Genomic DNA, 16,086 nt, shown 5'->3' on the forward strand with positions numbered 1-16,086 from the left:
ACGAGGGTGGAGGAGGCGTCGCACCGGCCTCTCTATGAAAGAGAAATAAACAGTCCTTGAAACAAAGAGATCGCTACGATTGCCGGTCAGGCAACTTCAACTCAGAACGAATGCATGATCCCGGCGAAGACGCCAGTCTGGCTGTGACCATAGTTCGGGTTGCTGTTCGACGACGTGCCCGTCACCGGATTGAAGTTGTTGTTGCCGTACGGCCCGTTGCCGAGGTTCAGGTTCGACGTCGAGCTGTTGTGCACATAGCCCGCTTCCGTGTACAGGAACGTGCGCTTCGACAGCGCGTACGTACCGGCGAGCGTGAACAGCGTCGCGTTGCCGTTGCCGTTGTTCGCGTTCGCGTGGTAGACCGCGGCCGTCAACAGCGTGGGCGCCGTGACCTGCCATGCGGCGCCGAACCATTCGTGGTTCACGCTGGTCGGCGCGCTCACGCCGAGCGGCTGCGACGCATCAGTCACGCCGACGCTTGCGTTGGTCGCGTCAGGCGCGCTCAGATGCTGATAGCCCGCGTACAGCTTGACCGGACCGATCACGTAACTACCGCCGACGAGAATGTCGCGCGAAGCGGAGTACACGTTGTTGAACGAGCCGTTGGCGCCACGCACTTCGTCGTAGATCACCCGGAAGTCGCCCGAGCCCCACGTGTAGACGCCCTCAACCGCGTTGGTACGACCCTGGCCGGTCGGCACGCCCGCCGCGTTGACCGGCGCCGAGTTCCAGCTCGTGTTGTTGGTCAGCGAATACTGGCCCTTCAGCACGAGGCCGCCGAACAGCACCGGCGAGTTGTACTCCGCGCCGTTGCTGGTGCTCGTCCAGTTACGGCCGCGCACCAGGGTCGAGATCGCGTAGCGCTGCATCACCTGGGGGTCGGTGCCCCAGCTGTCTTGCGCCAATTCGCCGGCGCCGAGGTTACCGATCTTGAACAGACCCCAGCTGTCGTTCGTAAAGCCCACCGTTGCGTGGCGGCCGAACAGATTGCCCGCCGATGCACCGGTCATCGTATTGAGTTGCCCCTCCAACTGGAAGATCGTCTTCGTGCCGCCGCCGAGATCTTCGGAGCCGATGAGGCCGAACCACGAGCAACCCCAGTCGCCGCTTTGAGCTGACCACGCGTGGCCGCCCGGAAGGCCGGTTTCAAACTGGATGCCGTTGTCGATACGGCCGTACAGGGTGACGCTGCTCTGCGCATGAGCCACCGTCGTCGCGGCTGCCATCACAGCCACAGCAATAAGCTTCTTCTTCATTTAGATATCCTATATATATTTTGGCGTCTCCAAGCCGCACAGGACGCACGCGTTCTCACACGTTTCCCCTCTTGCCGAAATGTTCGCTTCGTATTCGCATCACATTTCGAGGCGATTATAGGGACGACCTCGCCCCGCGCATCGAACTAACCGCTCAGGGAAAACGCTGTTATCGATAACAGTTGCGCGCCGCCCGATCCCGCAGTAGCACCCTGCTTTGTGACCATTACGTGATGGTCACAAGCGTCGGAAATCCGTTTGAATTCACGAACCAAAGCGATGCGCGAATGCGCCTCGCACGTCGCTCAGCGCTCGCTTAACAAGGAAAACGCGATCAAATGCAAGAACAATTTCGCGTCTGTTGTTGCAAACATGCAACGAGCCCGCTCGCCTGCATTGCCGGTTTGGGCTTGACGAACCAGCGTCGGAGCAGTCAGCAGCGGCGGACATTACCGACTATCATCAATGCATACGATGCCGGGCAACGAGCCGGGCTCAGCCGCATAGCCGGCTGAGTGCGGGATTGTCAGCGCATCTGTCTGGCTCTCGCGCTCCATCACGAACGCTCCAACCAGCCCTATCCCTCGGCTCTCGCTGTTCCCCGCCACGCCGCGCCTGCGACGTCCCGCTCGAACACGCTGCCCTTGCGAACTTTTCTGCGGGCGACGGCTTGACCGCCCAACGCCCCGACTGGCCAAACCTCGACGCACAACCGCGATAACCGCGACAAAGCAATGAAAGAGGATTTTGTCCAATGCACTTCCGTGGCCTCGCATTGAGTCCGACCGGAAGATTTGCCGGGTGAATTTGCCGGCACACCTTGGCATTAATAAGGAGGTATCGTGAAAACAACCCTTGTTTCTACGCTCGCGTTGCTCATTTCAGGCGCAATTGCGCCGATGGCCCATGCTCAGGATTCGCAAGCCACCGACCAACAACTCGCCCATAGCGTGCGGGTTGCGGAGGCGCGCAGCGGCGTCGGGATGTCGCATGTGTTCGTCTTTGCCCACTCTGGCCAGATCATGCTGCTCGGATTTGTGCCCGAGCGGGACCATGTCGCGCGTGCCGAACGGGCTGCGATGTCGGTACCCGGTGTCACCTCGGTGGACAACCGACTCTCGCCCGACGCCGGCTCGTTGAACGGGCATTGAAATCGAACTGAAATCCACGCGCGGACGACGATTGAAGTAGACCCGCGCGTTGAAGGGATTCGGTTTTCCTGATCCGCCAGTTGAGATTGAGTGACTGGCGCCCTGTTTCGCACGGTCAGCCGCGCGGCCGGTCTGTGCAGCCCCTACCTGAAAGCGCTTTCATCCCGCGCCGGCTTAAACCGGTCGACTCGGCGCTGATCCGCCCTCCGCCATCTCGTTGATATGTCGGGTGAATCCCTCATAGCGGGACTCACGGCCGTTGCTTAACATCACGATTGTTACCGATAACGTTACAAGTAGTTAGAAAGACATCCGAACCGGATTTTCCTCACAGGAGACCAGGAGTGCGTCCTTTAAGGACCTCGATGCGCATGCTTCGCGCAGCGGCCATTTGTACACTCGCATGGACCGCGGGCTGCGCGCTCAGCCAGGCGGCTGCCGCTCATGACGGCCCGCCACTCGCCGCGGCGCCCGCCGAAGCGCTGCCGCCACTGCGCAGTGTGATGGCCGCGCACTTCAAGGTCGGCGCGGCGATCGAACCCGATTCGATCGACAGTCCCGCCGACGCGACGCTGATCGCCGCTCAGTTCTCGAGCCTCACCGCGGAGAACAAGATGAAGCCGGGCACGATCGGCGTCGCAGAAGGCAAGTACAACTTCGAGCCGGCCGACAGGATCATCGCGTTCGCGCAGGCGCACGACATTGCAGTGCGCGGCCACACGCTCGTATGGCACTTCAAGGCCGGCGACTGGACTGAGGCGCCGGCCTGGTTCTTCGCCGGCGATCCGAAAGATCCGCACTACCACGACATCGTCGCGAAGCGGCTCAATCGATATGTAACCGACGTCGTCACACACTTCCGAGGCAAGGTCTATGCGTGGGACGTGGTCAACGAAGTGATTAGCGACGATCCGCGTCAGGTGTATCGCGAAGACAGTCCGTGGTACCGAGCGCTCGGCAAGGACTACATTGCGATCGCTTTCCGCGCGGCGCACGCGGCGGACCCGGACGTGAAGCTCTATATCAACGAGTACAACACCGACGATCCGCGCAAGCGCGCAAAGCTGCTTGCGGTAATCCGCGATTTGCTTGCGCAGGGCGTGCCGATCGACGGTGTCGGGCATCAGATGCACATCAGCGTGAACTGGCCGCCACTGCCGAACATCAGGCAGGCATTCGACGACGTCGCCGCGCTAGGCCTCGAAAACCAGGTGACCGAGCTCGACGTGAGCCTATATACCGATCCGGGAGAATGCTGGAGCAATCCAGACGCATGTCTGCCGGACCTCGGCCATCCGGTTCCGAACGACATCATGCGCGCGCAGGCGGAGCGTTACCGCGCGGTGTTCGCTCTGTTCGACCAGGAGCCGAGCATCAGGGCGGTGACCTTCTGGGGCTACTCGGACAAGCACACGTGGTTGACGTCGACGCCCGTGCCGCGCAACAACCTGCCGCTGCTGTTCGATGCGAACCTGAAGCCGAAAGCGGCGCTGTGGACGATCGTCGATTCGTCGTATCAGCCGTAGCGTCGATCTTCGTGCGGAAAAGCAGTTGGCGGTCCGCACCTCAAGGCTCGTCCGAGCCGAGCTCCCCGAGCGCGTTCAGGTCCGCCGCGAAATCGTCGACCGGACCGCCCGCCGTTTCGTGCGTGCGCGGCGGTGACTTGACCACCGGCGGCGGCATCTTGCCGATGCCTTCGTCGATCCGCTCCAGCAGATACGGGAAGAACGGATTCGACGCGATGCGGAACATCGAATCGAGCGTCAGAATCAGCGTGCCGCGTTCGCCGCGCGGCGCGAGCGTGCCCAGGTTCTCGTTGAAGTTCTCCGAATCGTCCGGCGCGATGCCATACAGCGCGTCGGTGATCGGGAAAGGAATCGCGACGTGCGATAACGAGAAAATATCCTGCGGATAGTCGATGCCCAGCGGCTTGGTGCGCGTTTGCACTTCGCCCGCATAAACGCTGCGCTCGACGGTATGCGCCGAATCTGGCGACACGTTGGCGATCACCGTCGTGCGATAGTTCTGCGGACCGATCCGCAGCAGTCGCGAGAGCGCCGTGTACGACGCGTTGCGTAGAAAGGTCCTGAAGCGCACGCTGCGGTTCACGTCGAACAGCACGACTTCGCTGCCGTTCTCAGGCAGCTTGTCGTAGAGCAACGACATCACCGCAGGCGTGCTGACCGTGAAATCCGTCACCGACTGGAACGTCAGAATCGGCGGCAACGAATCGAGGCGGTTCTCGCGCTCGAGCCGCGCAATCTGTTCCTGAATCACGCTCGTGAGGAGATAGGACTGCCGCGCGCCGTTCACAGGAAACGAGTTGTACTTGAACGGGTTGAACTCGGGCACGATGCCGAGCCACGCGGCGCGCGCGAAGGCCGGCAGCACCGCGGGCAATCCGGCGAGACCGGCAAAGCGCGCGTAGCGTGTGACGCCGATCATCGGCGAAATCAGGACGACGCGCGTCGGACGCGCGAGCGCGGGATTTTCGATCGCGTCGAGCGCATATTGCAGTGCGAGCGCGCCGCCGTTCGAAAACCCCACCAGCTCGATCGGCTTGTCCGGCCCCACGCGACGTCGCGCTTCGCGTACCGCGAGCCGCGTGGCCGCGGTCCAGTCCTTCCAGTGCACGTCGGTGAGCCCCGCCGGCACCGTGCCATGTCCCGGCAAGCGGATGCCGATCGCGACGAAACCGCGATCGCGATATCGACGCGCGATATGCCGCATGCTGTACGGCGCATCCGTCATGCCATGCAGCAGCACCACCGCGCCGACCGGCGGTCCCGACGGTTCGAGAATGTACGAGCGATTCCAGTTTTCGGCGAAATGCCACGGAAAAATCGGCGAGCCATCGTAATAACGGTTCGCCGAAATGCGCTCGGACGGCCGGATCTTATCGACGACATTAACGCGCACGTCCTCGAAAATCCGATTTTCCGCCTTGATATACGCGTTCCAGTCGGCGGTGTTCATTTCCTCGACGGTCATTTCGCGCGGCACATAGGTGTGCCATACCGACAGCTCCGGCCCGCGCTGCGAATACCATGCGCGTAGCCCGAACGCGAGCACCGCCAGCAGCACCAGAACCCATGCACTTATCTTTATTACCTTCAGCGACGTGCGCAGCATTCGTGTTCTCTTGATGAGATGAAGGTTGCACCGCGCGCAGGGTGCTCTCTGCGTGGCGTGCGCATGCCGTCATCGCGACGGCTTCCGGTGTGGATATCCTAAGGGCTTTTAATCACCGGTTCAAACTTTGTCGTCCGGCGCGCGACGCGGCATCGACGAAGGGCGCGTATGACCAGATGCTTGGCACGGCATGCTGGAGAGGCAAAGATATGCCAGACGCGAATGATTGCAGGAACAGTCCTTCAGCGACGCTTCCGAGGTCGCTTCGCCCGGCGCCTACGGGCTGCCCATCGAGGCCAAACCGTCGGGGCGTGCGCTTCAATAACGGAAAGCCGGGACGCGACCCGCGTCGCGCCCCGGCCTTGCTCGCTGGCAATGACTAACGGCCGCGGATATTGCCGGCCACGCCGCCCGCCGCGCCGCCGATGATCGCGCCGGTCCACGCGTCGCCGCCGGAGATCGCCGCGATGCCCGCACCGGCGCCCGCGCCGAGTGCCGCGCCGCCTATCGTTCCCTGCGTCCGCGGGCTCATGTCCGTGCAACCGATCATCGCAGCCAGCGCGCCAATACTGACGATCCACCCAAGTCGTTTCATGATCGTTCTCCTTACTGATTTTTCTTGAGGCCGGGCACGACCATCTGGAACCAGAGGGTCTCGATCACCGGGTGCTGGATCATCGTGGGATTGGCCGCGTAGTAGCTGTCGAGGCCTTGACGCACGCTGTCGAGCGTCTGGCCTTGCATTCCCTTGCCGAAGCGCTGCGCGATGTCATTGCTGTTCGCAGTGTTGCCCGCATAGGCACGCTCGATGTCGATCACGTTCGAGATACCGACCAGATACGCCTTCTTCTGCTCATCGGTCGACTGCATCCATTGCTGGCCCGTGACGATTGGAATGTTCTCCGCACGCGCGACGTTGCCGATCATTGCCAGCGACAGAAAAGTCACAGATAACATCGTTCGCCATTGTGGTTTGCTTGCCATCACATACTCCAGGGAAGATATGTTTTCCAGCGGCCCGCCGGCGACCGCATCCGGCGGTGTCGATCGCGCTATTTGGAAGAATGGTCTGTGTCTCGTCGGTTCTCCTTTCAGGTTCACCGGTCGGCGTGGGTCGCCGGTTTAGGTTCTATTAGCGTTGAGTCGTATCAGCGAATAGACACCTTGATGGCAGAAAATCTCGTGGCGGATTGGAGTGATTTTCATACATGCTGTGTGTGCGCAACGATTCGAATGGTGTTGGCATCGCCGCGTAACACACGCTATAGAGTCTACAGCCTTTTCTGTAATTTCCAAGCCAATTTCCGCTCGAGGAACGCCGCATGAAATTTGTGTCAAATTTCATTCGACGAGCGAAAGGGTGCGATGCAATGCGCGTCAACACTGATCGGTTATCCTGCGCTCGATTGGGCGCTAGTGATACGGCTAGCGATTTTTATCGACGGCTATTCAGTGTTCTATCCACCCTATCCGAACGCGCTTGCTTCTGGCTTAATGTTCGGCTTCCTGATTAGGTCATTAATTGAAAACGATGTGAATCTGTCGATTTACGTTCGAGACGCGTCTTCTGGCATTCCATTCGTTTTTTATTGATGCGTTTGACCATCATCTTTATCTGACGCCGTCGTCTGCCGGCTAACGGACTTCGGTCGATCACACCTTGCCTGCGGCGGACTGGCTGCGTAGCAGCGAAGGGGTTGGCGGTGCGCGGTTGACCGTTAGTTGCGTGATGACTAGCGCGAATAGAGAGCGTTTCAAATACGTCCATGCTCGTCATTAACAGTCTTTAGCTTGTATTTGATAAATACAGGGTATAGACTGTACCCATAATTTACAGGTTTTGGCCTGTTACGCCGTCGCAGCCGAACCGGAGATCGACCGTGGACTACGCCATCAAGACACTGAGTCAACTCAGACCGATCCTGCTGGGCTTCAGGAAGGCCGCTGGACTCACTCAAACCGCGATGGCCGCGCATCTCGGCGTCACGCAACAGACCTACGCGCAACTCGAAGCTAATCCGGCGGCCGTCAGCGTCGAACGGCTCTTCAGGGTATTGCGGATCTTGCAGGTCGATCTGAAGCTCACGCAGAGCGGATCGACGCAAACCGTGGCCGTGGAAGCCGCCCCGCCCGCACCGCACCGCTCGCCCTCCCGCCGCGCCGGGAGCGCAGCGCCGGCCTCCGGAGCGCCAGTCGCGACAGAAGGCAACGCCAAACGCCCCACGCGCGCGCAAGCTCCGGCGCGGCGCGCGGCGGCGACGTCGCCCGGCGAGGCCAACGACCGCGCCGCAGCCCAGGCATCGGCCACCGGGGCCAAACCGGCTAAACCCGCCGGCACCGCCCAAAAGCCCAAAGCGCTCAAACCCGCCAAGGCAACCAAAACGGCCAGCGCCGGCAAGAAACGGGAGGACTGGTAAGCATGGCGCGCAGCACACCGAACCGCCTGAACCTTTGGATGAACGGCCTGCGGGTCGGCGCCTGGGAAACGACCCGCGGCGGCGAACGTCTGACCTATGCCGACGAATGGATCGACGATCCGCAAGGACGCCCGCTATCGCTGTCGCTGCCGTTCACACCGGGCAATCAGCCGTATCGCGGCCAGATCGTCGCCGACTATTTCGACAACCTGTTGCCCGACAGCGAACCGATCCGACGCCGCATCGCCGCGCGCTACCGGACCGGCAGCACCGCGCCGTTTGCGTTGCTCACCACGCTCGGGCGCGACTGCGTCGGCGCCTTGCAACTGCTGCCGCCGGACGAAGAGCCGAGCGATCTGACGAGCATCCACGGCCGCGAACTCAGCGACAGCGACATCGCCGCGCTGCTGCGCGGCACGACGTCGGCGGCGCCGCTCGGGCAGCACGATGCGCTAGAGGACCTGCGTCTGTCGATCGCGGGCGCGCAGGAAAAAACCGCGCTGCTCCGTCATCGCAACCGCTGGCTGCTGCCCGAAGGCAGCACGCCGACCACGCACATCTTCAAGCTGCCGCTTGGTCTCGTAGGCAACATGCGCGCCGATATGCGCACGTCGGTGGAAAACGAATGGCTGTGCTCGCAGATCGTCGCGGCCTATGGGCTCCCCGTCGCGCGTTGCGAAATCGCACGATTCGACGAGCAGAAGGTATTGATCGTCGAGCGCTTCGATCGCCGTTTGTCGAGCGACGCCACGTGGTTCGTGCGTCTGCCGCAAGAGGACATGTGCCAGGCCACTGGCACGTCGGCCCTGCACAAGTACGAGTCCGACGGCGGCCCGGGCATCGAGGCGATCATGGAGATACTCGCGGGGTCCGCCCGTGCAACGACCGACCGCCGCAACTTCTTCGCGACGCAGCTGATTTTCTGGCTGCTCGCCGCGACCGATGGCCACGCGAAGAACTTCAGCATTGCGCATCTGCCCGGCAATCGCTACGAATCCACACCGCTTTACGACGTGCTGTCCGCGCATCCGATCATCGGCAGCGGTGCGGGACGCCTCGCGGCGCAAAAAGTGAAGCTGGCGATGGCGGTTCGCGGCAAGAACGTCCACTACCTGCTCAACCAGATCCAACGCCGGCACTGGGTAGCAGAAGGACAGCGCGTGGGTTTCTCCTCCGGCGACGTCGATACGCTGATCGATCAATTGACCGCGCAAACGGAGACGGTGATCGATGCCGTCTCGTCGCAACTGCCCGCCGATTTTCCGCTGGACGTGGCCGATGCGGTCTTCGACGGCATGCGCCGGTTGAACCGGAAGCTTGCCCTGTAAAGCTCCGCCGCTACCTGATTGAGGCGCGGCACCACGGCAACCTCACGCGCGCCGCGCCGCCGCTGCATCGGTCTTCGCCGACGCACGCCACTGCACGCTCAGCAGATGCTCGCGCATGCATTGCGCGGCCGCGTCCGCATCGCGCGCTTTCAGCGCATTGACGACCGCCTGATGCTGTTGTGCGAAAAACAGCCGCGTCTCCTGCGCGGACGTTTTCTCGCGAACCTCAGGCTTCACCCGCATACCGTTGATCACCTCCATCAAGGCGATCAACGCGGGATTACGCGTGGCATGTCCGATCAGCAAATGAAAGCGATGATCCCATTGCTGCCACTCTTCGTCGTTTTTCGCAGCGGCATTTTTGCGTGCGCACTTCTCCAGCTCCTGCAGGTCGTCGCCACTCGCTTTCGTAGCGGCCAGCGCGGCCAGCGCCGGCTCGAACAGCAGCCGCATTTCGGCGATATCCGCGGGACTCGTGCCCACGCGCAAGCCGCGCAGCGTCGGCGCAAACTTCAGCGGCCGCGCGCCCAGATAGGTGCCGCGGCCGACGCCGCGCCACACCCGCCCCGACGCCTCGAGTGAAGCCAGCGCCGCGCGCAACTCGCGGCGGCTCACGTCCAGTTCTTCGGCGAGCTTTCGTTCGGGCGGCAGCACGTCACCGTCCTTCAACTGATGGTCGGCGATGTATTCGAGCAGCGCATCCAGTATCGGTTTTTCCATGTCGCTCACTGAACCAATTTGTATTGGTTTCAACGATACCAGAATAGCGCCGACTTGACACGAGAGCACCCGGCGATTTTTGATTCGCTATACTGCATCGCATGTCGATGGTTAACACCGGGTGCAACCCGGCTTCGTTAGACTTACGCTTTCATTTTCTACGGTCGAACCATTACATATTGGTTCGTCGATTCGGACCCGTCGTCGCCAAGGAGCCGCGCATGTCGTTTACAACCCGTCCAGAACTGATCGGCACCTTCGGCATGGTGGCCTCGACGCACTGGCTCGCGAGCGCATCGGCGATGGCGGTCCTCGAAAAAGGCGGCAATGCGTTCGATGCCGCCGCTGCCGCCGGCTTCGTGTTGCAGATCGTCGAGCCGCATCTGAACGGTCCGGGTGGCGAGCTGCCGGTGGTGTTCTACAGCGCGCGCGAAGAACGCGTGCGCGTGCTGTGCGGACAGGGCGTGACGCCCGCGCGCATGACGATCGAACGGATGCGCAAGATGGGGCTCGACGTGGTACCGGGCACGGGCTTGCTGCCCGCAGTCGTGCCGGGCGCGTTCGGCGCATGGATGGCGCTGCTGCGCGACTATGGCCAACTGCCGCTCGAAGAAGTGCTGAGCTATGCGATCGGCTACGCGGAAAACGGCTATCCGGTGCTGCCGCGCATGGCATCGTCGATTCTCGCGATTCAGGACTTCTTCCGCACCGAATGGACGACCTCGGCCGAGCAATGGCTGCGCAACGGCGAGGCGCCGATGCCGAACCGGTTGTTCGCGAATCCCGCGATCGCCGAAACCTACAAGCGCATCCTGCGCGAGGCGAACACGCGCAGCGATCGCGCCGAGCAGTGCGAACGCGCGCGCGATGCCTTCTATCGCGGCTTCGTCGCCGACGCGATCGACCACTACTTCCGTTCGACCGCCGTGCTCGACACCTCGGGCCTGCGCAACAGCGGCCTGCTCGATGCTGGCGATCTCGCGCGCTGGGAGCCGACCTACGAAGACCCGGTGTCGTACGACTACGCGGGCATGCGCGTGCACAAAACCGGCCCATGGGGCCAGGGCCCGATGTTCCTGCAACAGCTCGCGCTGCTGAAGGGTTTCGACCTCGGCGCGATGGACCCCCTTGGGCCCGATTTCGTACACACAGTGATCGAGTGCTCGAAGCTCGCGTTCGCCGATCGCGAAGTGTTCTACGGCGACCCGGCGTTTTCCCATGTGCCGATGGACATGCTGCTCAGCGACGCATACAACGACGAGCGGCGCCGCCTCATCGATCCGCGCCGCGCGTCGTTCGAATTCCGCCCCGGGGTGCTCGGCGACAGCGAGCAACGCGCCGCGCGCATCGTCGCGAACGCCGGGCGCGAGCAGGCCGGCGGCTTCGGCCAGGGTGAACCGACCTTCGCGCCGCTGCCCGAATTGCGCGGCGACACCGTGCATCTCGACGTGGTCGACCGCTGGGGCAACATGGTGTCGGCTACGCCGTCGGGCGGCTGGCTGCAGGCGTCGCCAGCGGTGCCGGGTCTCGGCTTCAACGTGACCACGCGCGCGCAGATGTTCTGGATGGAAGAAGGTCTGCCTTCGTCACTCGGCCCGGGCCGCCGCCCGCGCACCACGCTGTCGCCGACGCTCGTCACACGCGACGGCAAGCCGTACGCCGCCTTCGGCACGCCGGGCGGCGACCAGCAGGATCAGTGGTCGCTGCAGCTGTTTCTCAAGCACGTGCATGGCGGCATGAACTTCCAGGCCGCCGCCGATGCGCCGTCGTTCCAGACCGCGCACTTCCCCGGCTCGTTCTATCCGCGCGCGATGCAGCTCGGCAAGATGTCCGCCGAGTCGCGCTTTCCGGACAGCACGCTCGCCGAACTGCGCGCCCGCGGCCACGATCTCACCGTCGCGGAGCCGTGGGCGCTCGGCCGGGTCTGCGCGGTCGCGATCCGCAACGGTTTGATGCGAGGCGCGGCCACGCCGCGTCAGATGCAGGCTTATGCGATCGGCCGATAAGCGGCCCGAAGCAGCCATCAGCGCAGAATGCGCGGCCTCGCCGCGCCATTTCCTCAGAAGGAGTTGCCGTGTCCGCCGTCGCCGCCCGTCTTGAAAGACTTCCCATATCGAGCTTTCACCGCAGACTGCTGCTGATCGGCGGGCTCGGGTACATGTTCGACGGACTCGATTCGTCGTCGCTCGCGTTTCTGCTGCCGGTCGTCAGCAAGCTGTGGCAATTGACGAGCGCGCAGACCGGGCTGGTCGCGAGCAGCACCTATATCGGCTACTTTTTCGGCGCATTCCTGTCGGGCGTGCTCGCCGACTTGATCGGCCGGCGCCGCATCATGATGAGCGCGCTCGCCATCTATTGCGTCGCGTCGCTCGCGAGCGCAACCGCGCAGGACTGGCACACGTTCTTCGCATTGCGCGTCGTCGCGGGTTTCGGTTCGGGCGCCGAGACCGTCGTGATTGCGCCGTTTCTCGCCGAGTTCGTGCCGCGCCGTTATCGCGGCATGTTCTGCGGCGCGCTGGTCGGCTTCATGTCGTTCGGCTATCTGACCTCGTCGATTCTCGGCTTCGCGGTAGTGCGCAATTTCGCCGACGGCTGGCGCTATCTGGCGGTAATCACGTCGCTGCCCGTCGTGATGCTGCTGTGGTGGCGCCGGACGCTGCCCGAATCGCCGCGCTGGCTCGAAAGCCAGGGTCGTGCGGACGAGGCGAACGGCATCGTCGGTCGCATCGAAGCGGCGTTCGTCGAGCGCGGCATTGCGCTTGCTCCGGTGACCGCTAGTAACGCCTTTCACGCGATGCTCGCGCCGGCCTCTGCGCCGGGACGCGCCAACGCATGGCGCAACGTGGTCGCGCTGTGGTCGCCGCGACTCGCACGGACGACCGCGGTCAGCTGGCTGATGTGGTTCTCGGTCGCGTTCGCATACTACTCGTTCTTCTCGTGGATCCCGAGCCTGCTCGTCAAGGAAGGACTGACGATGACGAAGAGCTTCGGCTATTCGATCGCGATCTATGGCGCGCAGATTCCCGGCTACTTCTCGGCCGCGTGGCTCAACGAGAAGATCGGCCGTAAAGCGGTGGTCGCTTCCTACATGCTGCTCGGCGGCATCGCGGCGATCACGCTCGCGTTTTCTCACACCGGCATACAGATCATGGCCGCGGGCATCGCGCTGTCGTTCTTCATGAACGGCGCATTCGCCGGCGTCTACGCTTACACGCCAGAAGTGTTTCCGACCGCGGTGCGTACGACGGGCACGGGCTCGTCGTCATCGTTCGGCCGCATCGGCTCGGTCAGCGCGCCGATCCTCGTCGGCCTCGTTTATCCGCTGTTCGGCTTCCTCGGTGTGTTCGGGATGACCACGACGGTTCTGGTGATCGGCGCATGCGTGGTGTTCTTCCTCGGCATCGAAACGCGCAACCGCTCGCTGGAGGATATCGAAGCGAGCGAACTCGAACCGGCACGCGACACGCGAGGCCAACTGAATTCCACCGGCATGCACGGCTGAACGCACTGCGACTCTTCACACTTCCCGATCCGAACGCGATGCAAACGATGCAAGGCAACCTGACCGACCCCGCACCGCACGATGCGCAGATGCTGGAAATCGCGGACCTCGAACGTCTCGCGCTGGCGATGCGCTTGAAAGACCAACCGCTCGAGCTATTCCGCGCGGTTCACGCGGTGGCGGCAAAGGCGATAGGCCTGAGCCTGATCACGATCATGTCGTACGATGCGCGGCGTCACGAGGTCGAACGGGTCTACACGAACATGCCGGACGTCTATCCACTGGGCGGCCGCAAAAAGAAGCAAGGCACCGCGTGGGCGCGACAGATACTCCAGGATCTGAAGCCGTTTCGCGCTGCCACGTCGCAAGGCATTCGCGAGGCCTTCGACGATCATGCGGTGATGACAGGGATGGGTCTCGGCTCGATCCTGAACATTCCGATCGCCTATGACGGCGTGTGCATCGGTACGATGAACCTGACGCACGAGGAAGGCTGGTACACCAGCCGTCATGAAAGTATCGGCCTGCTGATCGGCGCCTTCCTTGCCCCCGCTCTGCTCAGGCAGAGTACGCAATCCCCCGCTTGCGCCGCCCGTCCATGAAAACACCATCCGATCTGCAACACTATCAAGCCGCGACCCGTCCGGCGGTCTCGCAAGGCCGCTGGGTGCTGGTCTTCGCGCTCGGCTACCTCGCGCTGATCGCCGATGGCGCCGACGTAATGATGTACGGCCTGACGCTGTCGCGCATCAAGGACGACTTCGGGCTGACCAACGTCGAAGCCGGCGCGCTGGGTAGTCTGACCTTGCTCGGCATGGCGATCGGCGGCATTGCCGGCGGTTGGGCGAGCGATCGTCTGGGCCGCGTGCGCGTCGTCGCGTGGGCGCTCGCGCTGTTCTCGCTCGGCGCGGGGATGCTCGGGTTCACGCACAGCTTCGTCGAATTCGCGGCGGTGCGCTTCATCAGTTCGCTCGGCATTGGCTGCATGGTGCTGGTCACTACACTGGTGGCCGAATATGTGCCGACCGAGCGGCGCTCGCTGGTACTCGGCATGCTGCAAACCGGCATTTCGGCCGGCTATATCGTCGTCATCGCGCTCAGCAACTGGATTCTGCCGCAGTACGGCTGGCGCACGCTGTACTACGTGTCGGCCGTGCCGGTGCTGCTCGCGTTCGCGATCAAGTTCGCGGTTCCCGAACCGGCGGCATGGCTCGCGAGCCGCGCCGCCGACCGCGCGAGCAAGACGCGGCCCGTCGACAATCGCTACGCGCAGATTTTCGGTGACCGCCAGGCACGCACGATGTTCATCCTGTGGACCTTCGCATCGATCTTCGTGCTGTCAGGCTTTTACGGCCTGAACAACTGGCTGCCGACGTACCTCGAGAAAGAACTGCACATCAAGTTCAGCTCGCTGACCGGCTATATGATCGGCACGTACGTGGTCGCCTTCATCGGTAAGATCTTTGCAGGCTGGCTCGGTGATCGCTGGAGCCGGCGCGGCGTGTACGTGCTCGGCTGCATCGGTGCGGCGCTGTTTCTGCCCGTGATCATTTTCTGGCACACGCGCGACAACATTTCCACGCTGATGCTTTTCTTCGGCTTTCTGTATGGCGTGCCGCTCGGCACGATCGGCACGTTCATGTCGGAAAGCTTCGCGACGTCGGTGCGCGGCACCGCAGTGGGCGGCTCGTATAATCTCGGGCGCTTCTGTTCGGGGGCGGCGCCGATCGTCATTGGTTTTATCGCGACGCAGTTCTCGATCGGACTCGGCTTTCTCGTGGTCGGCGCGGTGTTCTTTTTGAGCGGCGTGACTGCATTGTTCGTTCCTGATCGGCTATACGATACGCAGCGTTAAACCTGTAGCGTCCACGTCGGGATCGTGTCTTGTCAAAGAATTGCCCAGGGTCCGGCGCTAAAGCTCAGTCACCGGATAACCTGGGCACCACGATGAAGCATTACTCGTTACCGGCGACGATGTTGGAAATGGTCCAATTGTTCGTCGATACGAGCACATAATCGCCATTGACGCCCAGCCATTTATGCCCGCGCGGCGGCGCATTGAGGCCGTGTCCGCGCCAGTCGTCCATCATGAAATTGTAATTACGGTATTCAGCCGGCACACGTTGGCCTTTATGCCAGTCACGATGCGGAATCGACGGCATCACCTGCTGACGGCCCGTGCCGGCCATCTGGCCGCCTTCGTCCTGCGGCGGCGGTCCAGCCGCGATCGCGAACGCCGACACACCGGCAAACGACAAGGCGACGAGTTGCGCAACAAAGCGGTTATTCATGTTCGAACCTCCGTGCGGTGGAAGAAAGCTCCGGGCATTCACGCGATGAACGTGAAAAGTCATCGTCCAGCTACTCGCAGATTCATTAACTCGAACTTCATTGCAGCGATCGCTGGTCTATCGAATGTAATCTTTGCAAATCGCGAGATGTCAAATTCGATATTTTCAGGCCTGACTCTAAGTCGTTAAAAAGTATAGTAAAAGGAAGTTCGACTTCAAGCCGGACCGCTTGGCGGCAGCAAAGGCGAGCGGGACGGCACGTCACCAATCACCCGTCAAATTGATCCGC

At 62.4% G+C, this 16,086-nt stretch carries 14 protein-coding genes; 8 read left to right on the forward strand and 6 right to left on the reverse strand.

Annotated elements, in window-relative coordinates; genetic code table 11:
• Window positions 1–101 precede the first annotated feature (101 nt).
• On the reverse strand, window positions 102–1,256 hold the full coding sequence (locus GCT19_RS19745; RefSeq protein WP_013093939.1) for a porin: 1,155 nt from the start codon (window positions 1,254–1,256) through the stop codon (window positions 102–104).
• Window positions 1,257–2,098: 842 nt separating this feature from the next.
• On the opposite strand from GCT19_RS19745, the gene GCT19_RS19750 reads away from it, so the two are divergent.
• Complete coding sequence (locus tag GCT19_RS19750; RefSeq protein ID WP_013093938.1) at window positions 2,099–2,407, forward strand: BON domain-containing protein; 309 nt, start codon at window positions 2,099–2,101, stop codon at window positions 2,405–2,407.
• 365 nt (window positions 2,408–2,772) lie between these two features.
• Window positions 2,773–3,933 (forward strand): endo-1,4-beta-xylanase, encoded by a 1,161-nt coding sequence (locus GCT19_RS19755; protein WP_152852869.1) that lies wholly within the window; start codon window positions 2,773–2,775, stop codon window positions 3,931–3,933.
• Window positions 3,934–3,973: 40 nt separating this feature from the next.
• Here GCT19_RS19755 and GCT19_RS19760 read toward each other — a convergent pair whose 3' ends face one another.
• The 3 genes from GCT19_RS19760 to GCT19_RS19770 all read right to left on the reverse strand — a co-directional run bounded on the left by GCT19_RS19760 (window position 3,974) and on the right by GCT19_RS19770 (window position 6,523).
• Window positions 3,974–5,539: an alpha/beta hydrolase gene (locus GCT19_RS19760; protein WP_152852870.1), complete on the reverse strand. Its 1,566-nt coding sequence runs from the start codon at window positions 5,537–5,539 to the stop codon at window positions 3,974–3,976.
• Window positions 5,540–5,918: 379 nt separating this feature from the next.
• Entirely contained in the window at window positions 5,919–6,134 is a 216-nt protein-coding gene (locus GCT19_RS19765; RefSeq protein ID WP_018433676.1) for a hypothetical protein, read from the reverse strand.
• 11 nt (window positions 6,135–6,145) lie between these two features.
• Window positions 6,146–6,523: a hypothetical protein gene (locus GCT19_RS19770; RefSeq protein WP_035490626.1), complete on the reverse strand. Its 378-nt coding sequence runs from the start codon at window positions 6,521–6,523 to the stop codon at window positions 6,146–6,148.
• Window positions 6,524–7,419: 896 nt separating this feature from the next.
• On the opposite strand from GCT19_RS19770, the gene GCT19_RS19775 reads away from it, so the two are divergent.
• Complete coding sequence (locus GCT19_RS19775) at window positions 7,420–7,956, forward strand: helix-turn-helix transcriptional regulator (protein ID WP_321576835.1); 537 nt, start codon at window positions 7,420–7,422, stop codon at window positions 7,954–7,956.
• 2 nt (window positions 7,957–7,958) lie between these two features.
• A complete protein-coding gene (locus GCT19_RS19780; RefSeq protein WP_152852871.1) occupies window positions 7,959–9,284 on the forward strand; it encodes a type II toxin-antitoxin system HipA family toxin in 1,326 nt (441 codons plus the stop codon).
• Window positions 9,285–9,326: 42 nt separating this feature from the next.
• On the opposite strand, the gene GCT19_RS19785 is transcribed toward GCT19_RS19780, so the two are convergent.
• Window positions 9,327–10,004, reverse strand: a complete 678-nt coding sequence (locus GCT19_RS19785) for a FadR/GntR family transcriptional regulator (RefSeq protein ID WP_013093930.1) — start codon at window positions 10,002–10,004, stop codon at window positions 9,327–9,329.
• Between the two features lie 221 nt (window positions 10,005–10,225).
• Here GCT19_RS19785 and GCT19_RS19790 point away from each other — a divergent pair, with 221 nt between their 5' ends.
• The 4 genes from GCT19_RS19790 to GCT19_RS19805 all read left to right on the forward strand — a co-directional run bounded on the left by GCT19_RS19790 (window position 10,226) and on the right by GCT19_RS19805 (window position 15,361).
• The gene (locus GCT19_RS19790) at window positions 10,226–12,010 is read left to right on the forward strand and encodes a gamma-glutamyltransferase family protein (protein WP_152852872.1); all 1,785 of its coding nucleotides are present in this window, start codon (window positions 10,226–10,228) and stop codon (window positions 12,008–12,010) included.
• A gap of 68 nt (window positions 12,011–12,078) precedes the next feature.
• The gene (locus GCT19_RS19795; RefSeq protein ID WP_018433671.1) at window positions 12,079–13,506 is read left to right on the forward strand and encodes an MFS transporter; all 1,428 of its coding nucleotides are present in this window, start codon (window positions 12,079–12,081) and stop codon (window positions 13,504–13,506) included.
• A gap of 38 nt (window positions 13,507–13,544) precedes the next feature.
• Entirely contained in the window at window positions 13,545–14,108 is a 564-nt protein-coding gene (locus tag GCT19_RS19800) for a GAF domain-containing protein (protein ID WP_152852873.1), read from the forward strand.
• Window positions 14,105–15,361, forward strand: coding sequence for an MFS transporter (locus GCT19_RS19805; RefSeq protein WP_152852874.1), 1,257 nt, complete (start codon window positions 14,105–14,107; stop codon window positions 15,359–15,361). Before GCT19_RS19800 ends, GCT19_RS19805 begins: the two co-directional genes overlap by 4 nt.
• A gap of 100 nt (window positions 15,362–15,461) precedes the next feature.
• Here GCT19_RS19805 and GCT19_RS19810 read toward each other — a convergent pair whose 3' ends face one another.
• Entirely contained in the window at window positions 15,462–15,797 is a 336-nt protein-coding gene (locus tag GCT19_RS19810; protein ID WP_013093925.1) for an RcnB family protein, read from the reverse strand.
• Between the last annotated feature and the right edge of the window lie 289 nt (window positions 15,798–16,086).

This window comes from Paraburkholderia atlantica (assembly GCF_009362785.1).
GTDB classification, from domain to species: domain Bacteria; phylum Pseudomonadota; class Gammaproteobacteria; order Burkholderiales; family Burkholderiaceae; genus Paraburkholderia; species Paraburkholderia atlantica.